23 protein-coding genes are annotated in these 24571 nt (G+C 68.0%); 15 read left to right on the top strand and 8 right to left on the bottom strand.

Going from position 1 to position 24571, the window contains the following annotated elements:
* The first annotated feature begins 146 nt into the window (after window positions 1–146).
* The 5 genes from rpsF (at window position 147) to dnaB (ending at window position 3849) form a co-directional block, all read left to right on the top strand.
* Window positions 147–434 carry a 30S ribosomal protein S6 gene (gene rpsF / locus ACGF7Y_RS10580; RefSeq protein WP_040871220.1) on the top strand — a complete coding sequence of 96 codons (288 nt, stop codon included), beginning with the start codon at window positions 147–149 and terminating at the stop codon, window positions 432–434.
* A gap of 88 nt (window positions 435–522) precedes the next feature.
* Window positions 523–1059, top strand: coding sequence for a single-stranded DNA-binding protein (locus ACGF7Y_RS10575; RefSeq protein WP_040871221.1), 537 nt, complete (start codon window positions 523–525; stop codon window positions 1057–1059).
* A gap of 58 nt (window positions 1060–1117) precedes the next feature.
* Window positions 1118–1369: a 30S ribosomal protein S18 gene (gene rpsR, locus ACGF7Y_RS10570; protein WP_040871322.1), complete on the top strand. Its 252-nt coding sequence runs from the start codon at window positions 1118–1120 to the stop codon at window positions 1367–1369.
* Between the two features lie 17 nt (window positions 1370–1386).
* Window positions 1387–1839 carry a 50S ribosomal protein L9 gene (gene rplI / locus ACGF7Y_RS10565; protein ID WP_393231832.1) on the top strand — a complete coding sequence of 151 codons (453 nt, stop codon included), beginning with the start codon at window positions 1387–1389 and terminating at the stop codon, window positions 1837–1839.
* A gap of 627 nt (window positions 1840–2466) precedes the next feature.
* A complete protein-coding gene (gene dnaB / locus ACGF7Y_RS10560) occupies window positions 2467–3849 on the top strand; it encodes a replicative DNA helicase (RefSeq protein ID WP_084466690.1) in 1383 nt (460 codons plus the stop codon).
* Window positions 3850–4007: 158 nt separating this feature from the next.
* Here dnaB and ACGF7Y_RS10555 read toward each other — a convergent pair whose 3' ends face one another.
* Window positions 4008–5273 carry a serine hydrolase domain-containing protein gene (locus tag ACGF7Y_RS10555; protein ID WP_393231830.1) on the bottom strand — a complete coding sequence of 422 codons (1266 nt, stop codon included), beginning with the start codon at window positions 5271–5273 and terminating at the stop codon, window positions 4008–4010.
* 120 nt (window positions 5274–5393) lie between these two features.
* Here ACGF7Y_RS10555 and ACGF7Y_RS10550 point away from each other — a divergent pair, with 120 nt between their 5' ends.
* Window positions 5394–6128 carry a TetR/AcrR family transcriptional regulator gene (locus tag ACGF7Y_RS10550; protein WP_393231827.1) on the top strand — a complete coding sequence of 245 codons (735 nt, stop codon included), beginning with the start codon at window positions 5394–5396 and terminating at the stop codon, window positions 6126–6128.
* A 273-nt stretch (window positions 6129–6401) separates the two neighbouring features.
* Window positions 6402–8063: a cutinase family protein gene (locus ACGF7Y_RS10545; RefSeq protein WP_393231824.1), complete on the top strand. Its 1662-nt coding sequence runs from the start codon at window positions 6402–6404 to the stop codon at window positions 8061–8063.
* A 57-nt stretch (window positions 8064–8120) separates the two neighbouring features.
* Here the strand turns inward: ACGF7Y_RS10545 and ACGF7Y_RS10540 are convergent, their stop codons facing one another.
* Both ACGF7Y_RS10540 and ACGF7Y_RS10535 read right to left on the bottom strand, forming a co-directional pair.
* On the bottom strand, window positions 8121–8870 hold the full coding sequence (locus ACGF7Y_RS10540; RefSeq protein ID WP_393231821.1) for an SDR family oxidoreductase: 750 nt from the start codon (window positions 8868–8870) through the stop codon (window positions 8121–8123).
* Window positions 8871–9085: 215 nt separating this feature from the next.
* Complete coding sequence (locus tag ACGF7Y_RS10535; RefSeq protein ID WP_393231819.1) at window positions 9086–10318, bottom strand: hypothetical protein; 1233 nt, start codon at window positions 10316–10318, stop codon at window positions 9086–9088.
* Window positions 10319–10566: 248 nt separating this feature from the next.
* Here ACGF7Y_RS10535 and ACGF7Y_RS10530 point away from each other — a divergent pair, with 248 nt between their 5' ends.
* The 5 genes from ACGF7Y_RS10530 (at window position 10567) to ACGF7Y_RS10510 (ending at window position 15505) form a co-directional block, all read left to right on the top strand.
* Window positions 10567–11484 carry a DMT family transporter gene (locus ACGF7Y_RS10530; protein WP_393231816.1) on the top strand — a complete coding sequence of 306 codons (918 nt, stop codon included), beginning with the start codon at window positions 10567–10569 and terminating at the stop codon, window positions 11482–11484.
* Window positions 11485–11560: 76 nt separating this feature from the next.
* Window positions 11561–12007, top strand: coding sequence for a nuclear transport factor 2 family protein (locus ACGF7Y_RS10525; protein WP_393231814.1), 447 nt, complete (start codon window positions 11561–11563; stop codon window positions 12005–12007).
* A 13-nt stretch (window positions 12008–12020) separates the two neighbouring features.
* The gene (locus ACGF7Y_RS10520) at window positions 12021–12686 is read left to right on the top strand and encodes a class I SAM-dependent DNA methyltransferase (protein WP_393231812.1); all 666 of its coding nucleotides are present in this window, start codon (window positions 12021–12023) and stop codon (window positions 12684–12686) included.
* A gap of 134 nt (window positions 12687–12820) precedes the next feature.
* Entirely contained in the window at window positions 12821–14164 is a 1344-nt protein-coding gene (locus ACGF7Y_RS10515) for a wax ester/triacylglycerol synthase family O-acyltransferase (RefSeq protein WP_393231809.1), read from the top strand.
* Window positions 14165–14380: 216 nt separating this feature from the next.
* On the top strand, window positions 14381–15505 hold the full coding sequence (locus tag ACGF7Y_RS10510; RefSeq protein WP_393231807.1) for an NAD(P)H-dependent flavin oxidoreductase: 1125 nt from the start codon (window positions 14381–14383) through the stop codon (window positions 15503–15505).
* A 429-nt stretch (window positions 15506–15934) separates the two neighbouring features.
* Here the strand turns inward: ACGF7Y_RS10510 and ACGF7Y_RS10505 are convergent, their stop codons facing one another.
* A complete protein-coding gene (locus tag ACGF7Y_RS10505; RefSeq protein WP_393231805.1) occupies window positions 15935–16711 on the bottom strand; it encodes a GntR family transcriptional regulator in 777 nt (258 codons plus the stop codon).
* Between the two features lie 105 nt (window positions 16712–16816).
* On the opposite strand from ACGF7Y_RS10505, the gene ACGF7Y_RS10500 reads away from it, so the two are divergent.
* Window positions 16817–18307, top strand: a complete 1491-nt coding sequence (locus ACGF7Y_RS10500; protein WP_393231802.1) for an ABC1 kinase family protein — start codon at window positions 16817–16819, stop codon at window positions 18305–18307.
* Between the two features lie 95 nt (window positions 18308–18402).
* Here ACGF7Y_RS10500 and ACGF7Y_RS10495 read toward each other — a convergent pair whose 3' ends face one another.
* Window positions 18403–19002: a GDSL-type esterase/lipase family protein gene (locus ACGF7Y_RS10495; protein WP_393231799.1), complete on the bottom strand. Its 600-nt coding sequence runs from the start codon at window positions 19000–19002 to the stop codon at window positions 18403–18405.
* 53 nt (window positions 19003–19055) lie between these two features.
* On the opposite strand from ACGF7Y_RS10495, the gene ACGF7Y_RS10490 reads away from it, so the two are divergent.
* Window positions 19056–19388, top strand: coding sequence for a hypothetical protein (locus ACGF7Y_RS10490; protein WP_393231796.1), 333 nt, complete (start codon window positions 19056–19058; stop codon window positions 19386–19388).
* Window positions 19389–19396: 8 nt separating this feature from the next.
* On the opposite strand, the gene ACGF7Y_RS10485 is transcribed toward ACGF7Y_RS10490, so the two are convergent.
* Both ACGF7Y_RS10485 and ACGF7Y_RS10480 read right to left on the bottom strand, forming a co-directional pair.
* On the bottom strand, window positions 19397–20266 hold the full coding sequence (locus ACGF7Y_RS10485; protein WP_393231793.1) for an SDR family NAD(P)-dependent oxidoreductase: 870 nt from the start codon (window positions 20264–20266) through the stop codon (window positions 19397–19399).
* Window positions 20267–20286: 20 nt separating this feature from the next.
* On the bottom strand, window positions 20287–21186 hold the full coding sequence (locus ACGF7Y_RS10480) for a polysaccharide deacetylase family protein (RefSeq protein WP_393231790.1): 900 nt from the start codon (window positions 21184–21186) through the stop codon (window positions 20287–20289).
* Window positions 21187–21465: 279 nt separating this feature from the next.
* Between ACGF7Y_RS10480 and ACGF7Y_RS10475 the strand changes: the two genes are divergently transcribed.
* Window positions 21466–23838: a lysylphosphatidylglycerol synthase domain-containing protein gene (locus ACGF7Y_RS10475; protein WP_393231788.1), complete on the top strand. Its 2373-nt coding sequence runs from the start codon at window positions 21466–21468 to the stop codon at window positions 23836–23838.
* A gap of 27 nt (window positions 23839–23865) precedes the next feature.
* Here the strand turns inward: ACGF7Y_RS10475 and ACGF7Y_RS10470 are convergent, their stop codons facing one another.
* Window positions 23866–24549, bottom strand: coding sequence for a class I SAM-dependent methyltransferase (locus tag ACGF7Y_RS10470; RefSeq protein ID WP_393231786.1), 684 nt, complete (start codon window positions 24547–24549; stop codon window positions 23866–23868).
* Window positions 24550–24571 lie beyond the last annotated feature (22 nt).

The following is a 24571-nucleotide window of genomic DNA, read 5'->3' as shown; positions in this document are numbered from 1 at the left end:
CGATCCCATGCTCGCCGGGGCGACTCGGCGGGGCGATTTCACTGCTCACGCCCCGCTCATGTAGCCTGTTCGGGTTGCTGACGCAACGACCCTCCTGCCACGGACCGTCCGTGGCCGTTTCCTAGTCCACAGGAGGTGATTGGTCCGTGCGTCATTACGAAGTGATGGTCATCCTCGATCCGAGCCTGGACGAGCGCACTGTTGGTCCGTCGCTGGACAACCTGCTCAGTGTCGTTCGCACCGAAGGCGGCAAGATCGACAAGGTCGACATCTGGGGCCGTCGCCGGCTCGCCTACGAGATCGCCAAGCACGCCGAGGGCATCTACGCCGTGGTCGATCTGACCGCCGAGCCCGCCACCGTGAGCGAGCTCGACCGCCAGCTCGGTCTGAACGAGACGGTGCTGCGCACCAAGGTTCTGCGCCACGACAAGTAGTCCGGCAACTCTCGTTTGCGTCGGAGCCTGTGCCTAGGCTCTAGCGCAACAGCGAGACGCGGACTGCACACCGAGCAGGAGGAACCACATGGCAGGCGACACGGTCATCACCGTCATCGGCAATCTGACGGCCGACCCGGAGCTTCGATTCACACCGGCGGGAGCGGCGGTGGCGAATTTCACCGTCGCGTCGACTCCCCGTGTGTTCGACCGTAATTCGAACGAATGGAAAGACGGCGAAGCGCTGTTCCTGCGCTGCAATATCTGGCGCGAGGCCGCGGAGAATGTCGCCGAAAGCCTGACCAGAGGTTCCCGTGTCATCGTGAGCGGACGGCTCAAGCAGCGCTCCTACGAAACCCGCGAGGGTGAGAAGCGCACGGTCGTCGAGCTCGAGGTCGACGAGGTCGGTCCCTCGCTGCGCTACGCCACCGCGAAGGTCAACAAGACCAGCCGCGGCAGCGGTGGCGGCGGCTTCGGGTCCGGCTCCGGCGGCGGTGGCAACTACGCCTCCTCCGGTAGTAGCGGTGGGCGTTCCGGCGGTGCCGAGGACGACCCTTGGGGCAGTGCGCCCGCGGCCGGCTCCTTCGGGGGCGGCGGCCGCATGGATGACGAACCGCCGTTCTGAGAACGGCCACAACGGCCCGCAGGAATTCGGGCCATCACTGATTACGGAGTACAAGACCATGCCTAAAGCGCCCGCGCGCGAAAAGGTGCTCAAGAAGAAGGCCTGCGCGTTCTGCAAGGAGAGCAAGACCGGCACCGTCAACATCGATTACAAGGACACGGCGTTGCTGCGCAAGTACGTCAGCGACCGCGGGAAGATCCGCGCCCGCCGCGTCACCGGCAACTGCGTGCAGCACCAGCGCGATATCGCGGTTGCGGTCAAGAACTCGCGTGAGGTTGCGCTGCTGCCTTACGTGTCGACGGCTCGCTGAGAAAGGGAGGCACACAAATGAAGTTGATTCTGACTGCTGATGTGGACAACCTCGGTGCCCCCGGCGATACCGTGGAGGTCAAGGACGGCTACGGCCGCAACTACCTGCTGCCGCGCGGCCTGGCGATCGCGGCCAGCCGCGGTGCGCAGAAGCAGGTCGAGGGCATCCGCCGGGCGCAGGAAGCCCGCCGGGTCCGCGACCTGGACCACGCCAACGAGCTGAAGCAGGCCATCGAGGCCTTGGACTCGGTCTCGCTGGCGGTCAAGACAGCGGGCACCGGCAAGCTGTTCGGCTCGGTGACCCAGTCGGACGTCGCGGCGGCCGTCAAGGCGGCGGGTGGCCCCGTCGTCGACAAGCGCAGCATCGAGCTGCCGAAGTCGCACATCAAGTCGACCGGCAAGCACAGCATCGTGGTGCACCTGCACCCGGATGTGGTGGCGAAGTTCGACCTCACGGTCACCGCCGCCTGATTCAGGCATTGCGTCGAGGACCGCTCCCCTCTGGTGAACGGGAGTGGTCCTCGGCTGTGCCTTGTCATCCGAGCCTGCTTAATAGCTAATTATTTGCTGAATAGCGCCGAGCGTTATTCGGGACAATCGGGGCGTCACTCCACCTGCACAAGCGCTCCGCTCACCCAGCCTGTGGATTACCGGTAAAACCGACCGCTCGCAATGTGATTCAGGTCATATGCAGCTCGCGTGCTGTTAACCCAACACGCCCGGCTGTTCAACTCGGCCGACACGCCGGTACTTCTTTAATCCACACCTGGGAAAACGCGGAAGTCTCCATCTATCTGCGTATTTGACCCCGGCGACCTGGGTTTTCCCCAAGTTGTCCACAGGGGCTGCACACGGTTGGGTGAACTTTCCCCAAGTTATCCACAGCTGTGTGCACAGCACGGTTTGGTCCACGCCTCTCGGATCGCTAGGTTCGTCGCATCGCTGCGCGCGGAACGCTCCCGATCGCGGGCACGGACGGGTACCGCAGCGGTAGCTGGAGCCCTGGTCAACGGCTTTTACGTACGTGTCGGTGCCCGGGAGTAAAACGAGTCGACAGGGTGCAACCCGGTCGTGGGGTAGAGAGGACGGTCGAGTCTGGTGACAGCCACCGATGACCGCGGGCGCAGGGATTTTCCGCCCGAACCTCCCGGCGAAGACTTCGGCCGACAGCCTCCGCACGACATGGCGGCCGAGCAGTCGGTGCTCGGGGGCATGTTGTTGAGCAAGGACGCCATCGCCGATGTCGTCGAGGTGATTCGTCCCGGCGATTTCTACCGTCCCGCTCATCAGGCTGTCTACGACACGATTCTCGATCTCTACGGGCGCGGGGAACCCGCCGACCCGGTGACCGTCGCCGCCGGGCTCGACCGCCGTGGCGAACTCAAACGCATCGGCGGCGCGCCCTATCTGGTCACACTCACCCAGACCGTGCCGACCGCGGCGAACGCCAGCTACTACGCCGAAATCGTCGCGGAGAAGGCCATTCTGCGCCGCCTCGTGGAGGCGGGCACCCGTATCGTCCAGTACGGCTACGCGGGCGCCGACGGCCAGGACATCGCCGAGGTCGTCGACCGCGCCCAAGCCGAGGTCTACGAGGTCACCGAACGCCGCACCAGCGAAGACTTCCTCCCCCTCGAGGAATTGCTCCAGCCGACGATGGACGAGATCGACTCCATCGCCAGCCGCGGCGGCATCTCGCTCGGCGTCCCCACCGGTTTCACCGAACTCGACGAGGTCACCAACGGCCTGCACCCGGGCCAGATGATCATCGTCGCGGCCAGGCCTGGCGTCGGCAAATCGACGCTGGGAATGGATTTCATGCGCAGTTGCTCGATCAAGCATGGCTTGGCGAGCGTTATCTTTTCCTTGGAGATGAGCCGGACCGAAATTGTCATGCGGTTGTTGTCGGCGGAGGCGAAGATCAAGCTCGGGGATATGCGGTCCGGGCGGATGAGCGATGACGACTGGACGAAATTGGCGCGGCGGATGAGCGAAATCAGCGAGGCGCCGCTGTTCGTGGACGACTCGCCGAACCTGACCATGATGGAGATTCGCGCCAAAGCGCGGCGGCTCAAGCAACGCCACGATTTGAAACTCGTTGTGGTGGACTACCTGCAGCTGATGACCTCCGGTAAGAAAGTCGAATCCCGCCAGCAGGAAGTCTCGGACTTCTCCCGAAATCTGAAACTACTGGCCAAGGAACTCGAAGTGCCGGTGGTGGCGATCAGCCAGCTGAACCGCGGCCCCGAACAGCGAACCGATAAGCGCCCGATGGTGTCCGATCTCCGCGAGTCGGGGAGCCTCGAGCAGGACGCCGATATGGTCATCCTGCTGCATCGTCCCGATGCTTTCGAGCGGGACGACCCGCGCGGCGGCGAGGCGGATCTCATTCTCGGCAAGCACCGTAATGGTCCCACCGCGACGATCACCGTCGCCCACCAATTGCATTTGTCGCGCTTCGTGGACATGGCCCGCGGCTGAGTTACGGCCCGTGCAACAGCCCGTGCTGCGACGTCCCCGGGGGAGGTAGGCTCGCCTGCCGTACCGGTGCCGCGTCGCCGAGCTTCGTCACTGTCGTCGTCCTTCCGGTGACCATTCCGCGGGCCCTGCACGACAAGCCTTTCCACCCGGCGTACTTTTCAGTCGTCGATCGCCTGGTAGGCCGTGGTCCAGAAGTCCCGGTGCAGGTGCGCGGTGGCCGGGGTATCCATCGCCGACTGCGTCAGCAGAATCCCGGTGAGTCCTTCGACCGGGTCGGAGTAGGCGGTCGTCCCCAGCCCGCCGTCCCACCCGAACTGACCCACAGGGGCCAGGTCGCGGCGATGGGTCCGCACGGCCATTCCGAACCCGTAGCCGCCGTGCCTACCGAAGTGGTCGCCGAAGGCGTCCTTCTCGACCTTCTGCTCCGGCGTCAGGTGATCCATCGTCATCAGCTCGACCGAGGCGCGTGACAGGACACGCTCGCCGCCCAGGCTGCCCTTGTTCAACAGCATGCGGTAGAACGCGTGATAGTCGTCGACGGTCGACACCATCCCGTCGCCACCGGCCTGGAACTCCGGCGGCCGACTGTACTTGCCGCCCCTCGCCTCGTCCCACACCACCGGGGCGCCCGTCTCGGGGTCGTGGGCGTAGCTGGTCGGCAGCCGGTGGATCTGGTCCTCGGGCACGTGGAAGCCGGTGTCCCGCATACCGAGCGGGTCGAGGATCCGTTCGCGCAGGAACGACTCGAACGTCTGGCCGGTGACCCTCGGGATGAGCACGCTGAGGACGTCGGAGCCGGTGTGATACTGCCACAGCTCTCCCGGCTGACGCATGAGCGGAAGGGTGCCCAGGCGCCGGATCCACTCGTCCGGCGCGACCGACGGCGGCACGTCCAGGCCCAGTTCGCCCATCGCGTCCTGGATGGGGTAGGTGCCCGGCGCGGCCGGCACGGCGCCGAACCCGAACGTGAAGGTCAGCAGGTCCCGCACCGTGATCGGCCGCAGGGCGGGGACGGTGTCCTCCAGTGGGGCGTCGATGTTCCTGAGCACCCGCCGGTTCGCGAGTTCGGGCAACCACGTGTCGACCGGATCGTCCAGCCGCAGGCGGCACTCCTCGACCAGGACCATGACCGCCGCGGCGGTGATCGGCTTGGTCAGCGACGCCATCCGGAAGATCGTGTCGCGCCGGATCGGCTCGCCGCCGCCCTCGTGCATCGTTCCCAGCGTCTCGACGTGGACGTCGTCGCCCCGGCTGACCAGCGCGACCAGTCCGGGCGCGGCTCCGGCTGCCACATGCCCGGCCAGCACATCGCGCATCCGCCGCAGTCCCGGCCGCGACAGTCCACCGTGCCGCGCGCCCTCGTCGTCCCGGCGGCACCGCGCCTTCCAATTGCCCTGTGCGTCCCAGCTCACGGTCGTCGACATAGCCTCTCCTCCAAATGCGTACGGTGTTCTCAATATGCGAACACCGTACGCATAGATTGCGCCGTGCGCAAGTGCGAACACTGTGCGCTATCGTGGCCGTCAACACCGAAGAGGAGACCCATGCCAACCGACAAGCCGCCCGTGCCCTCGGTTTGGGCCCGTCAGCGCCCCGCCCGGCGACAACCGGTCCTCACCCGGGAACGCATCGTCTCCGAGGCTGTGCGCCTGCTGGACGAGGAGGGCATCGAGGCCCTGAGCATGCGTACTCTCGGAACCCGGCTCAACGCTGGAGCCACCTCGATCTACCGGCACGTGGCCAACAAGGACGAGCTGATCGAGTTGGTCGTGGACGAGGTCTACGGCCAGATCAGCGTCCCCGACGCGGACGCCACCGAGACCTGGCGGGACGCCGTCGCCACGTGCGCGCACAGCATGCGCGCGATGGCGCTCCGCCACCCTTGGGTCGTCTCCGTCCTCGGCCAGGTGGGGCTCTCGGAATTCGGGCCCAACATGATGCGGCAGTCCGAACGCATACTCGCCCTCTTCCATGCGGCGGGGTTCGCACCAGGTGAAGCCGACCGGTCCATGAGCACGCTCATCGCCTACGTCATCGGCATGGCCACCAGCGAGGCGGCCTACCTCTCCCTGCTGGCCCGCAGCGGCCAGACCGAACAGGAGTGGGCCGAGAGCCTGCGGCCGACCGCGGAAGAGGCCGCACGGGAGCATCCGCTCCTGAGCGAGGGCTACGCCGCCCGGCGCGCCGACGACCCCGCCCGCCTGCGCGACGAAAACTTCTCCTACGGTCTGGACCGTGTCCTCGACGGTCTCGCGGCGGCGCTCCCCTCCACGGACTGAATCCACGCCGGTCCGCCGACGACGGGGATAGGCGCGGCCCTGTGGCCGGTCGGCCCTGAGCGACCACCGAGGCGGGCCGCGAGTCTCGCTCGTCGACCCGACGAAACCGCGGACGCACACTGCCCGGCCGCATGATCCGGCTGGGTGCGGCGGTGTCGCCGGGGTCGCAGACCAGTAACGCTCGGCTCCCCAACCACGACGTCCTCGGTGACGTATGGCCCGTCGGGGGGCTTGTCCGTCCACTTTGTCGGTGTATGGAATGGGAATCAGGACATGGCTCTTCGCGAGTTCTTCGCACGGCATCGCATCGCTTCGGCCGCTGCCGCGCCGGCTGTATTGGGGGTGGCGGCGGTCGTCGCCGCCTCGTTGGCACTGACCTCGACGCCGGAAACCAGGGATACGCAGCTCACGTCGTCGGTCACGGAATGCCACGACATGGTCACCATCTCGGTGGCCGGTCGCAACGACACTCCGCGGGAGGGCACCACCAAGATGCTGGTGGACGCCGACGGCAATCCGTTGCCCGCGGCCCTGTCCGGTGATCACAGCAGTGAGTGGGTCGACCCGGTCGTCAACGCGCCGGCCGATGACGTCGATCCCGGCGCGTACGCCGCGGTCTACATCGCGTATCCGGCGAACATGTCCACGTACGAGGATGCCGTCAACGCGGGTGTCGCGAACACCGAACAGGTGATGCGGGAGATCTCCGCGGCGTGCCCGGACACCAAGTTCTCGATCGTCGGCTACAGCGAGGGCGCCGACGTCGTGCGCCGCGTCGCGATGAAGATCGGTCACCAGGAGCCCGGCCAGGACGGCGCCTACGGGATCGTGGATCCCGACGACGTCGTCGGTGTCGTCATCCTCGCGGACTCGGGTCGCTCGGCCGGAGACGGGCCGTTCCCCGGATCGAAGGACCCGTTCGGCAACCCGGACGGCTTCGACCAGCAGTATCAGAACGGCAGGAACCCGGTGCCCGGTCAGGGCGCGGTGCAGGGAACCAGCGGTGACTTCGGTGCGCTGAACGGCAAGATCGCGTCGTTCTGCTCGGACGGCGATCTCACCTGCTCGGCCCCGCAGAACATCTCACTGCTGCAGTTGGTGGTCAACGTCGGCAGGCAGCTGAACGTCGACGCGCTCGAACGCGACGGGCTCACGCCCGCGACCGGGCAGGACGTCGCGGTGGTGCTCGGCAGGATCGCGCTGGCGGCGTTCGCCGACATCCAGTCGCAGCCGAATTGGATGCAGAGCGACGAGACCTTCCTGCAAGTGCTGCTGAGGGTGTCGGATCCGGCGTACAAGCCGGGTGAGCAGCCGAAGGCTCCTGCGAAGGCGGACGCGATCGCGGCCGATGACATGTCGCCGCTGGCCTACCTGCCGCAGAAGGTTTTCAACGAGATCATCGGTCTGATCGTGACGAATCAGAACACGATCCCCGTGATCATGAGCGACCCGTACAACCTCACGCTCGGCCCGAACCACACCGGTCATCACTTCGACTACTGGGACGACGCCGACCCCGACGCGGGCAAGCCGCTGACCTCCGCCGAGTACGCCGCCGCCTGGCTCACCCATCTGGCGAAGCAGGCGCAGGCGGGCAAGCAGGTCGACACGACGTCCAAGCCGCAAGAGGCGGACCTCGCCGCCGTGTACAAGGCGGCGGAGACCACCTCGGCGACGCCGACGACCGAACCCGCCAAGACTTCGACCACGTCATCGACCAGCGCCGCCCCGACGACGACCGCCACCACGGGCAGTTCGACGACTACGGTCGCGCCGACGAGCACGACCTCGACGCCGGCGGTCACCACGACGCCCGCTCCGTCTCCGGTCGCGGCTCCGGTCGAGACGGCGAAGCCGACCACTACCGAAACGACCACGACCACAACGCAGTCCGCGGCGCCGACCACCAGCACGACCGCGCAAGCGTCGAATTGACCAACCCGTCGGCTCGTGATCGCCACTCGGCGCGATCGCGAGCCGACGGCGCTTCGCTCAGACCAGGCCGCCGTTGGCGCGAATCACCTGACCGTTGACCCAGCGGCCGTCCGGGCCGGCCAGAAACGCCACCACAGCGGCGATATCGTCGGGTGCGCCGAGTCGTTGCAGTGGCACGGCGTCGGCGAGTCGCTGGATGGTGGCGTCGTCTTTTCCGTGCAGGAAGAGGTCGGTGGCGGTGGGCCCCGGCGCCACCGCGTTGACGGTCACGTCCCGGCCGCGCAGTTCACGGGCCAGGATCCTGGTCAACACCTCCACCGCGCCCTTGCTGGCGGCGTAGGCGCCGTATTCCGCGAACGCGGTACCGACGACCGACGTGGAGAAATTGACGATCGCCCCGCCCGGTCGCAGCCGCCGGGCCGCCTGTTGGTCCACGACGAAGGTGCCGCGAATATTGGTCCGGTAGGTGCTGTCCAGCACCGTCAGATCCAGTTCGACCAGCGGTGCGAGCTGCATCCGGCCCGCGGCGTGCACCACCACGTCGACACCGCCGAACTCGCCTTCCGCTCGATCGAATACGGCCGCCATCGCGGACTCGTCGGCGACGTCACCCTGGGCGATCACCGCGACGCCTCCTGCGGCGCGAATGGCTTCAGCGGTGCTGTCGGCTTCGGCGGCATTCGAAGCGAAGTTCAGCACCACAGCGAACCCGTCACCTGCCAGACGTTCGGCGCACGCGCGGCCGATGCCGCGAGAACCGCCCGTCACCACCGCGACCCGCGCGGACCCGCCGTTTGTGGTTGCCACCGGATGCTGTTCCTTCCGTTCGTCGGCGTGATTCCGGAGCTGTTCGACGACGCCCGGTCACCGGGCGGGTAAGCGATACGCCACGGAGCAGCGGCGTCGGTTCACCAGAAGGGGCCAACCATAACAGCGCAGCCTGCCGAATTCGCCGGGCATCGCACCGGCGAGTGGCGCAACGAGCAACGGCGGCCGGACGCACCTGCGCGCCGACGACGCTGTCAGGAGATGACCGCGCGGAGGTTACGGGCCAGCACCTCGATGCGGTGGTGCTGGAGGTCGGTGAATTCCTCCGGATGGTGTATCTCCACGCTCAGCCGCCCGGCGAAAGTGCTTATGACGCAGGTGCCGTCACCCGGCTGCTGCGGACGGCGGCCGGTCAGGTCCGGCTTGGCGAGCATGGTGGAGTGGAAGTCGTCGATGTGCAGCCCCTCCTGCTCGGGTAGCGGCGGGATGGTGCCCCAGTTGGTGGCGATGACCACGCCGGGCAGGGCGGGCCTCGGTGCGGCCGCCATGTCGGGAATGCTCAGGGGCGTGCGTTGCACGATGCCCGCGGCCAGGCCCGCATGCAGAGCCTCGCTGATCCCTCGGGCCGATTCCACCAGCGTCACGTCGGATGCGGGGGAGAGGTAGCTGGCGAAACCGAGGACGTTCGTCCCTTCGGTGGCGTCGATCGCGGGGCTCACTCTGGTCCGCAGGTCGACGGAGTACAGGTAGAGCAGTCCGGTGAGCGGCAGTTCGCGGATCTCGGCCTCGGTCCGCAGCAGCGCCGCCGACACCAGGCCGTGCACCGTGACGTCCGCGCGATGCCCGACCGCGACCAGCGCCGCGGTCTCCTCCTCGGTGAACAGGCACCGGGTGGTGCGCAACGCCGGGTACTCGTCGTCGCGCGGTCGCGCAACCTCCGTCGGCGTGGAGGAGGTCGCACCGGCGGGGCCGGAACCGGGCAGCGCCATCTTCTCGATGCCTCGCGCCGCGAGCAGGTGCTCGACCGGTTCGGGAAACGGGTGCACCGGCAACTCGGACGTACCTTCACCGACCGCGTCTCGATATCCGGTCCAGAGTTCGGTGACGATGGCGAACGCGTGGAAGGCGTCCGCGACGCTGTGATGGAGCATCAGGGTGACGCTCGCGGTAGCGCCGTCGCGCACCACGCACAGGGCGCAAACGCCCGCCCGCTGATCGAATTTCGCGCCGGTGAGGGGGGATTCGGGGTTCGCGTCGGCGACGAAGATCTCGGGCGTGGCATCGGTCACGGCGAAGACATGGCCGCCCGCTTCGGTCGCCTCGATGCGGGCGCGCAGGATCGGATGCGCCCTTGCGACGGCCTCGAAGGCGGCCGTCAGCGCAGGCAGGTCCAACCGTCCGGACACTCGTACCGCGTAACCGATGAAGACCTCGCCCGCGGCGAACATCTCCTCGCTCGGGGCAAGCCGGCGGATCACGTCGACCACAATGTATTCCCTTCGCTCCCGGCGAGACTAGCCCGAACACCCTGCACGCACGGATCATTCGCCCTAATCGGACGAAAAGGACAGGCGGGCGGCCTCTTGTCACAAGCGGGAACGGGATCTGTCGGATGATCGGCTCATTTGAATAGGCTCCGAACGGTCGAAAGCGAGCGGAGTATGTCCCGAATCGAGCCGATTCCATCCGTCACCGAGCCCGTCGCCGTCCGTGCGTGTGGAACAGTGGGCGCGCGATGACGCGCCGCGGGTGGACACTGTTCCTGGCGATGGGCCTGATCTGGGGCGTGCCGTACGCGATGATCCGCGTGGCGGTGCGGGATCTCGACCCGATCGTTGTCGCGTTCGGTCGCACGCTCATCGGCGGCCTGCTGTTGCTGCCGGTCGCGCTGTACGCTCGCGCGCTGGCGCCGGTACTGCGACGGTGGCGGCCGCTGCTGCTCTACACCTTGGTGGAGATCACCGGGCCGTGGTTCTTGATCGGGTACGCCGAGACCACGCTGAACAGTTCGACCGTCGGCTTGCTGATCGCGGCGGTGCCGCTGATCGCCGTGGTGATCGTGACGGCACTCGGCCACGACCGGTTCGACGCGCGGCGGGTGATCGGTCTGCTCGTCGGGTTCGCCGGCGTCGCCGCGCTCGTCGGCCTGGACGTCGATCTGGGGAATCCGGCGGCGCTCGCCGCGATCGGCCTGACCACGATCGGATACGCGGTGGGGCCGATCGTCATCGATCGCGCGCTGGCCGATCTGCCTCCGTTGGGCGTGGTGACCGGGTCGCTGCTGCTGGCGGCGGCGATCTACGCGCCGTTCGCGGGTTGGCTGTGGCCGTCGCGCATCACCGCCGACGCGGGCTGGTCGGTGCTGGGTCTCGCGGTGATCTGCACGGCCGCGGCGTTCCTGTTCTTCTTCGCGCTGATCGCCGAGGCCGGCCCCGCCCGTGCGACGGTGATCACCTACATCAATCCCGCGGTGGCGATCCTGCTCGGCGTCACGGCGCTCGACGAGCCGCTGACCGCGGGCATGGCGATCGGATTCCCACTGGTCATCCTCGGTTCGGTGCTCGGAACCGCACGCGGTCGCGACGAGGCGGCCCGGGCGGACCTGCCCGCGCCCGCCGCGCCGGAGGCGGCCACCCAATTACCCGAGAGGTAATCGCCATCGAGCGCGCGCCTGCCGAGAATGGCAAGGCGCCGCACGTTCACGCGGCACCCCAGCGAAAGGATCCGTCGTGTCGGTCTCCGCGCCGTCCACTCGATCGGTGGTCGAAGAGTTGTTGCGCCGAATCGGTTCCGGTGATGCCGAAGCCGTCGCCGAGCTGTACGCCGAACACACTGATTGGCAGCTCGACTGGCCGGAAGCGGAACACGGAAGGGTGGCGACGCCCTGGATCCGGCACCGGTCCACCCGCGCCGACGCCGCGGCGCATTTCCGCTCGATCGCCGAGCACCATGTGCCGGAGGAGGCGGCTACGCGGGTCGACCGGGTGCTCGTCGACGGTGACGACGCCGTGGTGCTCGGCGAGATCCGGCAGACCGCGCGTGCCACCGGCCGCGCCTATCGCGCGCGTTTCGCGCTGCACATCACGGTGCGCGGCGGGCTGATCACCCGGCACCACGTCTACGAGGACAGTCTCGCCGTCGCCCAGGCATTCGACGCCGGGGGAGCGAGCACGTAATACGCTGCTCCGGGTGCTGAATTCGACCGAAGACCTCGCGGGCGAGCGTCCCGATCCGATCGCCACCCGCAAGGCGTACGACGAGGTCGCCGACCGCTACGCCGACGATGTCCGGCACCGGCTCGAGCGCCAGCCGCTCGACCGGGCGATGCTGGCGGTGTTCGCGGAAGCGGTTGCGGGCAACGGTTCCGGGCCGATCGCCGATCTCGGCTGTGGGCCGGGGCATGTGACGGCTCATCTCGCGACGCTGGGTGCGCGCGTGTTCGGCATCGATCTGGCCCCTCGCATGGTGGCGCTGGCCCGTGCGGAATACCCGCACCTGCCCTTCGCGCAGGGTTCGATAGAACAGCTACCTTTTGGCAACGACACGCTCGGCGGCATAGCGGCTTGGTATTCGTTGATCCACACGCCACCGGATCGCATGCCGCACGTGTTGAGCGAGTGCAATCGGGTACTCGCGAGCAAAGGGCACGTGCTGCTGGCTTTCCAGACGGCGGACCGGCCCGATGCGGTGGAAGCCTTCGATCACAGGGTGATTCGCGCCTACCGGTGGGCGCCGAAACGCCTCGCGCGTCTACTCGGCGCCGCCGGGTTCGCCATGATCGCACGCGTGGTGCGCGAACCGGGTCCCGAGGAGCGGTTCGGGCAGGCCTACCTGCTGGCATCGAAGGTTCGGTGATTCACCGAACGCGGTCCATCCCGTCCGGGTAAGTTTGTCGTGTCGCGGCGGTTTCATGGCTGCGCGGGCCCGCCGACAACGTGGTCGATCTGAACTCCGAACCTTTTCACCATGTCGTCAGGGGGCGACTCATCATGGAATTCATCGCGCCGGTCGATGCCGTCTTCTTGCTCGCCGAGTCCCGGGAACAGCCGATGCACGTCGGTTCGCTGCAATTATTCGAGCCACCGGAGGACGCGGGAGCGGACTTCGCCGCTCGAGTCCACGCCGAACTACTCCGAAGCACCGACGTCGATCCGACCTTCCGCAAGCATCCCGCAACTATCTTCGGGTCGCCGCAGATGGCGTGGACGCATGCCGACCACGTGGAACTCGACTATCACGTGCGGCGACTGGCCGTGCCCGCGCCGGGCCGCATGGACCAGCTCGTGGAGCTGGCCTCCGGCCTGCACAGCGGCCTGCTGGACCGGCATCGCCCGCTGTGGGAGTTCCATTTGATCGAGGGACTCGCCGACGGCAGGTTCGCGCTGTATTCGAAGATGCATCACGCGTTGATCGACGGCGTCTCGGCCCAACGCCTGCTGCGGCGCACGCTGACCAGCGATCCGTCCTCCAGCACCACGCGGGTGCCGTGGCATCTGCCCCGGGGTAGGCGCAGGAGGGCGTCCGGTGCGGCCGGTCCGGCGCGAAACCTGGTCTCCGCGGCCGCCTCCGGCGCGTCGGTGCTGCGCGCCGCGCGCACCGCTCTGACCCGGCAGCAGCTGACCCTGCCGTTCGCGGCCCCGCGCACCATGTTCAACGTACCGATCGGCGGCGCGCGCCGTGCGGTGGTCCGGTCCTGGCCACTGGAGCGGCTGCAGCAGGTGAAGAAGGCGTCCGGTTCGACACTCAACGATGTGGTGCTCACCATGTCGGCGGGCGCGCTGCGGCGGTACCTGATCGAACGGGACGCGCTGCCGGACAAGCCGTTGATCGCGATGGTGCCGATGTCGCTGCGCGCCGAGGACGACGACGAGACCAACGGGGTGAAGGTCGGGGCGGTGCTGTGCAATCTCGGCACCGACATCACCGATCCGCTGGACCGCCTGCGGGTGGTCGCCGGGTCGATGCGCGACGGCAAGGACGTCTACAGCACGCTCTCGTGCAACCAGACGATGGCGCTGTCGGCGCTTATGCTCAGCCCGCTCGCCCTCAATCTCGTGCCCGCGCTGATCTCGTTGACCAATCCGACCTTCAACCTCGTGATTTCGAACGTGCCGGGGCCACGCGAGCCCATGTACTGGAACGGTGCGCGGCTGGACGCGAGTTATCCGTTGTCGATCCCGTTCGACGGCCAGGCGGTGAACATCACGCTCACCTCCAACGCGGGCAACCTCGATTTCGGCGTGGTCGGCTGCCGCCGCAGTGTGCCGCAGTTGCCTCGCCTGCTCGATCACTTGGAGGAGTCGCTCGCCGAACTGGAGCGGGCCACCGCTTGACGGCAGCGCATTCCCCGGAAAACTAGAACGTGTTACTGTCGATGCATGGTGCAACGGCCGGTCGAGGAAGCCGCAGCCGCTTCATGGCGATATGCGCGGCTCGCGGTGGACTCGATGCGCGGCGGCCCGGCCGCACGGCGCGCCACTTATGCAACTCGTTCTAGTACACCTGCGCCGCGCCGTTCGCGGCGGAGCAGTTAGGGAGACCAGCACGCCATGCGTACCGAAATCTGCGAACGGCTCGGGATCGAATTCCCCATCTTCGCCTTCACCCACTGCCGCGACGTGGCGGCCGCGGTCAGCAACGCGGGTGGACTCGGCGTGCTCGGCGCCGTCGGCTTCACCGCCGAGCAGCTCGAGGTCGAGCTGGCCTGGCTGGACGAGCACGTGCAGGGCGTATATGGCGTCGACCTGGTGATTCCGTCCAAGTACGAGGGCAAGGGCATCGACGACCTGAGCCCCGAGGAGCTGGAAGCCAAGCTGGCCGAACTCGTCCCGCAGGGGCACCGCGACTTCGCCGAGAAGATCCTCGCCGACCACGGCGTGCCGAAGCTGCCGGAGAACGAGCACCACAACCAGTTGCTCGGCTGGACGGCCACCACCGCGGGACCGCAGGTGGAGGTGATTCTGCGGCATCCGAAGGCGAAGCTGGTGGCCAATGCTCTCGGCACCCCGCCGGAGGACGTGATCAAGCAGGTGCAGGACTCCGGCAGGCTGATCGGCGCGCTGTGCGGTTCGGTCAAGCACGCGCTCAACCACAAGCGCGCGGGCCTGGACTTCGTGGTCTGCCAGGGCACCGAGGGCGGCGGCCACTGCGGCGAGGTCTCCTCGATGGTGCTCTGGCCGCAGGTCATCGACGCCGTCGGCGACCTGCCGGTGCTGGCCGCGGGCGGCATCGGCAACGGCCGCCAGGTGGCCGCCGCGATGGCGATGGGCGCCGCGGGCGCGTGGACCGGTTCGGTGTGGCTGACCGTCGAGGAAGCCAATGTGCCGCCGGCTCAGATGCAGACCTACATCGACGCGACCAGCCACGACACCGTGCGTTCGCGCGCATGGACCGGCAAGCCCGCCCGCATGCTGCGCAACGACTGGACCGAGGCGTGGGAGCACGCCGACACCCCCGACCCGCTGCCGATGCCGCTGCAGATGATGGTCGCGCTGGACGGCGTCAAGCGTGGCCACCGTTATCCGGAAGCCGCCAAGGACGTCAACTTCAATCCGGTCGGCCAGATCGTCGGCATGATGAACCGCGTGGAGCGCTCCGCCGACGTGGTCAACCGGCTGATCCAGGAGTACGTCGAGGCGTGCGAGCGCCTCAACAAGCTCAACGGCGGGGTCTGACTTCGGGCGCCGTTCCCGGTCGCGATGCCGCGCGGAATTTCCCGTGCGGCATCCCACGGCGGGATTCGAGTGGCGAGTACCGGATGGTCGATGCTGCCCCGCGAGAGTTTTCGCGGCAGCTTCGGTACTGCCACGTGACATCCGCTCAGCCGCGTCCAAGCGGTTCAGGACGACGCCGAGCCGCCTCGCCGGCGGGCGGCCGGTGCACTGATGCCCGGTCGCTCACAATGATTCGTCGCGACTGGCAGATCCCTGCGGACCCGATCGCCCGCAGCGGCTCAGCGCCCTGAACCACACCGGGTGCTTCACTTTGTCTGGGACAAGACTGTTAGCCGAACTCAGCGGACAGGCGCATCTGGGCGGACCGAGGGGGCGAATCCGCACTTGTCCGCCGGAGCCGTCCCAGACGGACTGTGCAGCGTACGAAAATCAAGCGGTGGCAGCGTGGGACTCGTCGGCCTCGTCCATGACACCGGCCACCAATTCCTCGAAGCGCGCGATGACCTTCTCGTGGTACATACCGAACAGATCCTCGAACAGCGCCAGCTGCGCCTCGCTCGGCCCGGAGCCGGAATCCCACACCGCGGCCAGCGCCCGCCAGACCAGGACGTGCAGGTCCGCCGCGCCCGCGAAGTACGACTCGACCGCCTCCGGCACCTCGAGCACCATCTCGCCGATCGAGTTCAAAATCGCGCGCTGCATGGGGAGTCCGAGCACGGTCAACAGCCTGCGCACCAGCGCGACCTCGAGCGCGAGGAGCTGCCGGAAGTCCGGATCGGACTGGCGCGCTATCGATTCCAGTTCGTCGATCGCGTTCTTCAGTTCGGCCGAATCGATCCGCTGTTCGCCACCCGTATAGGTGAGCAGCGCCTCCAGCACGAGATTGCGCTCGACGTCGACGATGTCGCGGAACATCTCTATCGCGATGTCCGGCATGGGAATCGAGAACCGGAACAGCTGGCGGTACACGTCCACTCCACCGGCCTCCCGGACATCGCGGATCGTGAATCCCTTGCCGCGCCTTGCTTCGACGAAGCCGTACGACTCCAGCCGGCCCAAGGTCAGCTGCGCGGTAGCGCGATTCATCTCGAATTCCTCGGCGACCTGACGCACCGACGGCATGAGATCCCCCGGCTGATATTCCCCCGCGGCAACCCGGCGCGCCAGCTCGTCGGCAACGTCGGCGACCACCGTCTGGGATCCCATCGAAGTCACCTTTCGACTACTTTCGAACACGTCCCAGACAGTCTAAGCCCTACTGTCCGGTACTGCACCTGTGTCACACTTGTGCGCGCGACTGTGAGGTGAGGCATGACCATCCGGCCCATCGGAGAGCGCCCCGAGGAGGGGTCCACGGGCAAGCGATCCCGCCTTTTCGCGTCGCGGTCCCATGGCAAACCGCCTGTTCACGGCGCTGTGCGCGGCGCCAAGCTCGCCGCGCTGCCGGTGGCGTTCGCCGGACGACAGACCGCGGGCCTCGGCAAGCGGGCGCTGGGCAGATCGGCCGAAGAAGTCAATCGCGACATCCAGCTGCGCACCGCGCAGCACATCTTCGAGGTGCTCGGCGAGCTGAAGGGCTGTGCCGCGAAGCTGGGGCAACTGCTGGCCATCTACGAGCTGGCGCTGCCGCGGGAGGTGGCCGAACCGTATCGGATCGCGCTCAGCAGGCTCCAGGATGCCGCGCCCGCGATGCTGCCGCACACGGTGCACGCCGCCATGGCCGAAAGCATGGGCGCGGACTGGCTTTCGCGCTTCCGCGAATTCGACGACCGGCGCGCCGCGGCCGCCTCACTCGGGCAGGTGCACCGCGCGGTCTGGCACGACGGCAGGACGGTCGCGGTCAAGGTGATGTACCCGGGCGGCAGGCAAGCGGTGGCGCGCGATCTGGACCACCTGCGCAGGATCTCCTATCTCGCAACGGTGTTCCTGCCCGGCGCGGACGTGAAAGCGGTGACCGAAGCGATCTGCGCGTCGGTCGCCGGGGAACTGGACTACGCGGCGGAGGCCGCCCACCAGACAGCTTTCGCCGCGGCCTATGCCGGCGATCCGGACTTCTATGTACCGAATGTCATTGCGCAGCACGGTGATGTGCTGATCAGCGAATGGATCGAAGGCACGCCGGTACCGCGCGTCGTCGCCTCCGGCACGCAGGCCGAGCGCGACCGGGTCGGCATGCTCATGGTCCGTTTCGTGACCTCCGGCTGGGGCCGTCACGGATTGCTGTACGCCGATCCGCATCCGGGCAACTTCCGGGTGCTGCCCGACGGCAGGTTGGGCGTCATGGATTTCGGCGCGTGCTGCGCTTGGCCGCCCGCGGGTTTCGGCGAGCTGACGCTCGACTGCTGCAAGGCGATCTTCCGGGGCGGACCGGGAGATCTGGCGGCGGCTACCCGCAGGCACGGTTTCGTGGAGAACGGGCAAGCCATCGACAGCGAGGCGCTCTACGCCGCGATAACCCCGTGCGGTGAACCCTTCCGCCACGAGACGTATCGCCTGACCGCACGCTGGTTGCGCCGACAAGTGTTGCGCACCACCAATCCTCGGTTGAGCAATGTGGTACGGCAGATGACCATGCCCGCCTACTTCACGCCGTTCGCCCGCTCCTTCCTCACGCTGGTGGGCGTGCTCGGCCAGCTGGAGACCGAAGGTCCCTATCGCGACGAAATCGTGCGCTGGGTACCGGAATTGAGCGAGGCGTTCATCCCGGAGGAGAACACGGAGGCCGTCACGCCGACGCTGGACCTGGGCGCCGCGCGGAGGCGACGGGCCGCGATGAGCAAGCCCGGCATGCCGATCGCGTGATCCCGGTTGTGCTGAGTCGCAGGCAGATCCACCGATCTATCAGCACATATGGTGCGATCCGGCCGTCGTGCCGCATTTTGTCTCAGACAGGCGATTCACCGCGCCAACCACGCGTGCCACCGCGGGGCGATGAGTGCCGCGAACTCGTCGTAGCCCGCGGCCCCCGGATGCGCCCCATCGCCCGCGCGGACCTCGGCACCCCACACCGCATTGACGCGCAGCGGTTGGTGCACGCGTATGTACGGCACCTCCGATCGGGCGCAGACCTGCGCGAATCGTTCGTCCAGCGCGGCGGTGCGGGCATTGTGCTCGTCGTCCGCGATCGGTGGCGGGGCGACCATCAGCACCGGCCACCGCCGCTCGGCCGCCTGCGCGAGCAGTTCGCCCAGATTGGCCACCGACTCGTCAGGGGGCACCCGCGGACCGCCGTTCTCGTGCATGGCGTCGTTCACGCCGAACGACAGCACCACCCTGGCGTCCGCGCCCTCCGGCAGGCGGGGCGCGCATTCGGTTCGGAAGCGCCGCAGGATCGCGGCCGAAGTTTCCCTGCGGACCCCTAGGTTGTAGGCGGTCAGCGCGACGCCCTGCGCGTGCGCATCGGACGCGAGCCTGCCCGCCCAGCCCAGGCAAGCCGGGTCGCCGACACCGGCGACGAACGAATCCCCGACGAAACACACACGCAGATCACGGCTCACCACCTGATCCTGGCAGCGCGGAGACCGGCCCGCGAATGCCGGGTGCGGGCAATATGATCACGGAGGTTCGAGCGGCTTCGCGGGGAGCGCCCCGGCCTCTCGCGACCGTCGCCGATGGTTACAGCGCCGACGGAATCCGGTTCTCCGACCTGCGCGGCGGACCGCTCGCGGTGTTCGCCTCGCGCGAGTGGCACGACTTGGTCGCCCGGCTCGGCGGCGTCGAGGCCACGCCCAACACTTTTCCCGTCCTGGTCCCCACCGGGCAAGTCGCGCGGGCCATCGTCGAACTTGACGCGAGCGACCGGTCCGGTGGGGTGTACGGGGTCGGCGTCGAGCCGGAGCCGGTGGACGGCCTGTCCCTGCGGCTCACCGACGCCGGCCCGTAAGGGCCGGCCTATTCGCTCGGCGTCAGCCCGGTGGCCTGCTCGGACAGCGTCCACAGTCGTCGCGCGAGATCGGCGTCGACCGCCTGCTTGTTGCTCGGCGGCTCCAGCTCGAACCGGTGGAAGTACTGCCCGTTGATCGCCGCGCCGTCGGCGGTGGTGGCGAGGTGCACCAGCGGCTGCGCGCCCTTGTCCGGTTGGATGAAGAACGGGCGCGCCAGCGGGGACCGGATGAACCAGCCGAGACCGAACGGGGCGTTGTCGTAGACGTGGGTGGCGACCGCGCCGGGATGGAAGGCCACGGTGGTGATCCCGGTGCCCTCGGTGCGGCGGGCCAGTTCCCGCGTGAACAGGATATTCGCCAGTTTCGACGTGCCGTACGCGCCGAGTTGGTTGAACGAGCCCGTCGCCGCGTTGGCCGTGTCCAGGTCCAGCTTGGCCATCCGGTAGGTCATGCTCGCGGTGTTGACCACCCGGGCCTGCGAGTGGGCCAAGCGCTCCAGCAGCAGGTTGGTGAGCAGGAACGGCGCCAGGTGATTGACCTGGAAGGTGAGTTCGTTGCCGTCGTCGGTGACCGTCCGCTTGGGCCACGCGCCGCCCGCGTTGTTGGCCAGCACGTCGATCCTGGGATACCGGTCGAGCAGCTGGTCGGCCAGCTTGCGCACGTCGTCGAGCCGGGCGAAGTCGGCGACGAACGGCTCCGCCCCCGCCTTCGCCGCCACCTCGGCGGTCCGCTCCGGTGATCGGCCGACCACCGCGACGCTCGCGCCGCGCGCGGCGAGCCGCTGTGCCGCGGCGGCGCCGATACCGGAGCTCGCGCCGGTCACCACCACCGTCTTTCCGGTGAGGTCCTTGTCGTGTACCTCGTCCTGCGCTGTCATCGCTGCCTCCCGAGCATCGTTTACGTGACCCGATCGTCTTCGGCCGGCGCGTATTCGGCAAGCATCGACGCGCCCGCGTAGTGCTCGGCGATCTCGTCGCTGGTGGTCAGCCATACCCCCGGGTGGTCGGCCACGTAGTCGAGCGCTTGATCCAGGTACTTGATCCGGAACGCCTGCCCGATCACGAACGGGTGCAGGGCCAGCGCCATGACGCGCCCGCTGCCTGCCGACTCCGCGTAGAGCTGGTCGAGCTGATCGCGCACGATCCGCACGAAGTCCGGTCCGCTGGTGGCCTTGCCCAGGAACAGCGTGTTGTCGTTGAGCTCCACCGAGTAGGGGACGCTGAGCAGGCCGGGCACCGACAGGGGATAAGGCTGGTCGTCGTTGGTCCAGTCGAGCACGTAGCCGAGGCCGAGTTCGGCCAACAGCGACGGGGTCAGGAACGACTCGGTGAGCGCCGGTCCCATCCAGCCACGCGGCCTGCGGCCGGTCGCTCGTTCGATGGTCGTGACCACGTCGGCGAGGTAGGCGCGCTCCTCGTCCGGCGGAAGGTCGGCCTGGAAGATCGAATTGTTCTTCCCGTGCGCGAGCCACGCCCAGTTCCGCCGCACCCCTGCCGCCACGATCTGGGGATAGTGTTCGGCCACATCCGAGTTGAGCAACGCGCTGGCCCGGATGCCGTGCCGGTCGAGCACCTCGATCACCCGCCAGATGCCGACGCGCGGCCCGTAGTCGCGCCAGCCGTAGTTCAGCGGGTCGGGCGCGAGCCCGGCGGTGCCGGGGAAGATGCTCGTGGACGGGCGGTCCACCTGGTAGTGCTCGACATTGAGCCCGAGATAGAACGCCACCCGGGCATTGCCGGGCCAGCGCAGCGGCGGGCGGTCGACGATCGGGCTGTAGCCGAAGAGTTCGTTGTCCATGCCCTCATGCTCGAACTTGACACTAGTGTGAGGATCAACCTCGATCGCGAGTGATGTCCGGCACAGCGCCTTATCGATCCCGCGACAGCGGCTGGGTTCTGCCGAGTTCACGCCGCGCATCGGCCGGTATCGTGCAGCGAACGCGGCAACTGATTTCGTACGCACATGGGTAACTCGCCGGGCACGCACAGAACAGGAGTGGCACCCAACGCAGGACCTGCACGCAAATCCTGCGCCACCTGAACAGTACGGCCTGAAGACCCGGAGAGGCGGAACAGCATGCGAGTGGACGGGCGGGAGATCCCGGTCACGGGCAACCTGCTACAGCCGCTGATCCGGCGGACGAGCGACATCATTCGCGTCGTTCTCGCGGCGCTGTGGGTGGCGGTCGTGATCGCGGCATCGCTGATCACCCGCCCGGAATGGCTGGCGCTGGAACGCTCGGTCTCCAACATCGTCGGTTTCCTCAATCCGGACCAGTCGAACCTGGTGTATCTGGTCTACGGCATGGCGATTCTCGCGCTGCCGTTCGCGATCCTGATCGAACTGATCATCGGCAGGCAGTGGAAGCTGCTCGCCGGTTACGCGGCGGCCGGTGTGGTCGCCGGACTGCTGCTGTCGATCACCGGCACCGGGCTGTCCGCGCCGAAATGGCATCTGCAGGTTCCGGACCGGTTGGACACCTTCTTGTCCCAGTTCCTGGACGATCCGCGCTGGATCGCGATGATCGCCGCGATGCTCACCGTCGCCAGCCCGTGGCTGCCCGTCCGGCCGCGGCGCTGGCTGTGGTTCCTGCTGCTGGCGTTCGCGCCGATCCATCTCGTGGTCAGCACCGTGGTGCCCGCGCGGGCGATGTTCGGGCTGGCGGTCGGCTGGCTGGTCGGCGCGGTGATCGTGCTCGTGGTGGGCACTCCGGCGCTGGAGGTCCCCCTCGACGCGGCCGTCCGGGTGCTCGCCGGACGCGGTCATACCGTCACCGGATTCACCGTGGTGCATCCGGCGGGCCGGGGGCCGCTGATGCTCGCCGCCGCCGTCGAAGGGCCGGAACGCGAACTGACCATCGAGATGTTCGGCAAGAACCAGCGCAGCTTCGGCGCGCTGCGGCAGTTGTGGCGCTGGTTGACATTCCGCTCCAGTGAGACCGCGGCCATCCACGGCTCCATGCACCGCGTGGTCGAGCATCGCGCCCTCATGGCGATCGCCGTGGGCGACCTGGGATTGGGCAGCAGTACGCCCGTCGCGGTCGCCGCCCTGTCCCGCGGCTGGATGTTGTACGCCCACACCCGACCCCGGGGCGTGCCGATCACCGATCGGTCCGCCGCCGCGCTGCCCGGGGTGTGGCGAGCCCTCGACACCTTGCACGAGAAACGGATCTCGCACGGCGACCTGCGGCCGCTCGACATCCGCGTAGACGACGGCGTCACGTTGTTCGGCGGCTTCGGCAACGCCGAGTACGGAGCGTCGGACGCGCAACTGCAATCCGATATCGCCCAGTTGCTGGTGACCACCACCGCGACCTTCGGCAAGGAGCCCGCGGTGTGCGCGGCGATCGACACCCTCGGCGAAGCGCGGGTGCTCGCCGCGGCCAGCCGGTTGACCAAATCCGCCGTACCGACCGGGATCCGCAAGGCGGTGCCGGACTGGAAGGCCGCGCTGTCCGCCGCCCGCGACGAGGTGCGCAAACAGACCGGGCAGAATCGGATCGAAGCCGAGCAGATCACCCGGTTCTCCCGTAACCAGATCATCCAGCTGGTACTGCTGATCGCGCTGGTGTACGTCGCGTACCCGTTCATCAGCGCGGTGCCGACCTTCTTCACTCAGTTGCGGACGGCGAACTGGTGGTGGGCGCTGCTGGGGCTCGCGGTCTCGGCGTTGACCTATGTCGGCGCGGCGGCGGCGCTGTGGGCTTGCGCGTCCGGCGCGGTGAGCTTCCGCAATCTGGTGATCATGCAGATCGCCAACACTTTCGCCGCGACGACCACGCCCGCGCGGGTCGGTGGGCTCGCGCTGAGCGTCCGCTTCCTGCAAAAGGGTGGCGTCGGCGCGGTGCGCGCCACCGCCGCGGTGGCGCTGCAACAGGCGGTGCAGGTGATGACGCACGTCAGCCTGCTGCTCGCGTTCAGCATCTTGGCGGGTACCTCGACGGATCTCTCGCACTTCGTCCCGGACGCGACGGTGCTGTATCTGCTCGCCGGTGTCGGCGTCGGCATCGTCGGCACGTTCATGTTCGTGCCCAAACTGCGCCGGTGGCTGAACAACGCGGTGCGCCCGCAACTACAGGAAGTGCTCGGCGAGCTGGCCGTGCTCGCCCGCGACCCCAGGCGCTCGGCGGTGATCGTCCTCGGCTGCGCGGCGATCACCCTCGGCCTCGCCGGCGCGCTCTGGGCCAGCGTCGAGGCGTTCGGCGGCGGCACCACGTTCATCACCGTCACCATCGTCACCATGATCGGCGGCACGCTGGCCTCGGCCGCGCCGACCCCGGGCGGTGTCGGCGCGGTCGAGGCCGCGCTGATCGGTGGTCTGGCCGCGTTCGGCCTGCCCGCCGACATCGCGGTGCCCTCGGTGCTGCTCTACCGCGTACTCACCTGCTGGCTTCCGGTGTTCTGCGGCTGGGCCACCATGCGCTGGCTGGCGAAGCAGGACTTGATCTAGGCCTACATTCGCCCGCGGACGGACTTCCTACGGCTTGGTGGCCAGCAGGACGCCGGTCGCGGGGCGCACCGTGACGAACTCGACGTCTTCGAACCCATTCGCGCGCAACATGTCCCGGTATCGGCGGATATCTGCTCCGGCCATGGGATCGCCCTGGTCGTGACCGGTGTCGTGGGTGCGGTGGGCCGCGAACCGCGCCATGACGCGCACGGCGGCGGAGCGCAACGGGTCGGTCGGATAGGTGTCGGCGAGCAAGAGCCGGCCCCCGGGTCGCAGCACTCGGAACATCTGCGCGACGGCGTCGCTTCGGCGCGGGGCGGGGATGTGGTGCATCGCGAAGGTTGAGGTCACCAGATCCGCGGCCGCGTCGGGCAAGGGAAGCGCCTGCGCCGTACCGAGTTCGAATCGGCAGTTCGCCAGGTCGCGGGAGCGCGCGGTGGCGTAGTCGATCATCTGCGGCGACGGGTCGACGCCGGTGACCTGCCCGGCGCGGCGCGCCAGCACTAGGGCGAGATCGCCCGGGCCGCAACCGATATCGACGATGTGCGCGCCGGGCGCCGGGCGGGCCAGTTCGACGAGGCGGCCGTTCAGGCGATCTCCCCGGTCGAGCAGGAAAGCGGCCTTGAACGCGCGGTAGCGGCGCGGTTGGGTGAGCAGGACGCCGACGTCGGCGTGCGAAGTGATGGCAGACTGGGGTTCGTTTCCGGACATGAGTTCAGGATCGGACCAGAAC

It is taken from the genome of Nocardia sp. NPDC047654, assembly GCF_043205035.1.
Lineage (GTDB): Bacteria > Actinomycetota > Actinomycetes > Mycobacteriales > Mycobacteriaceae > Nocardia.
The sequence above is the reverse complement of the archived record's forward strand: the minus strand, read 5'-3'. Positions and strand labels throughout refer to the sequence as shown.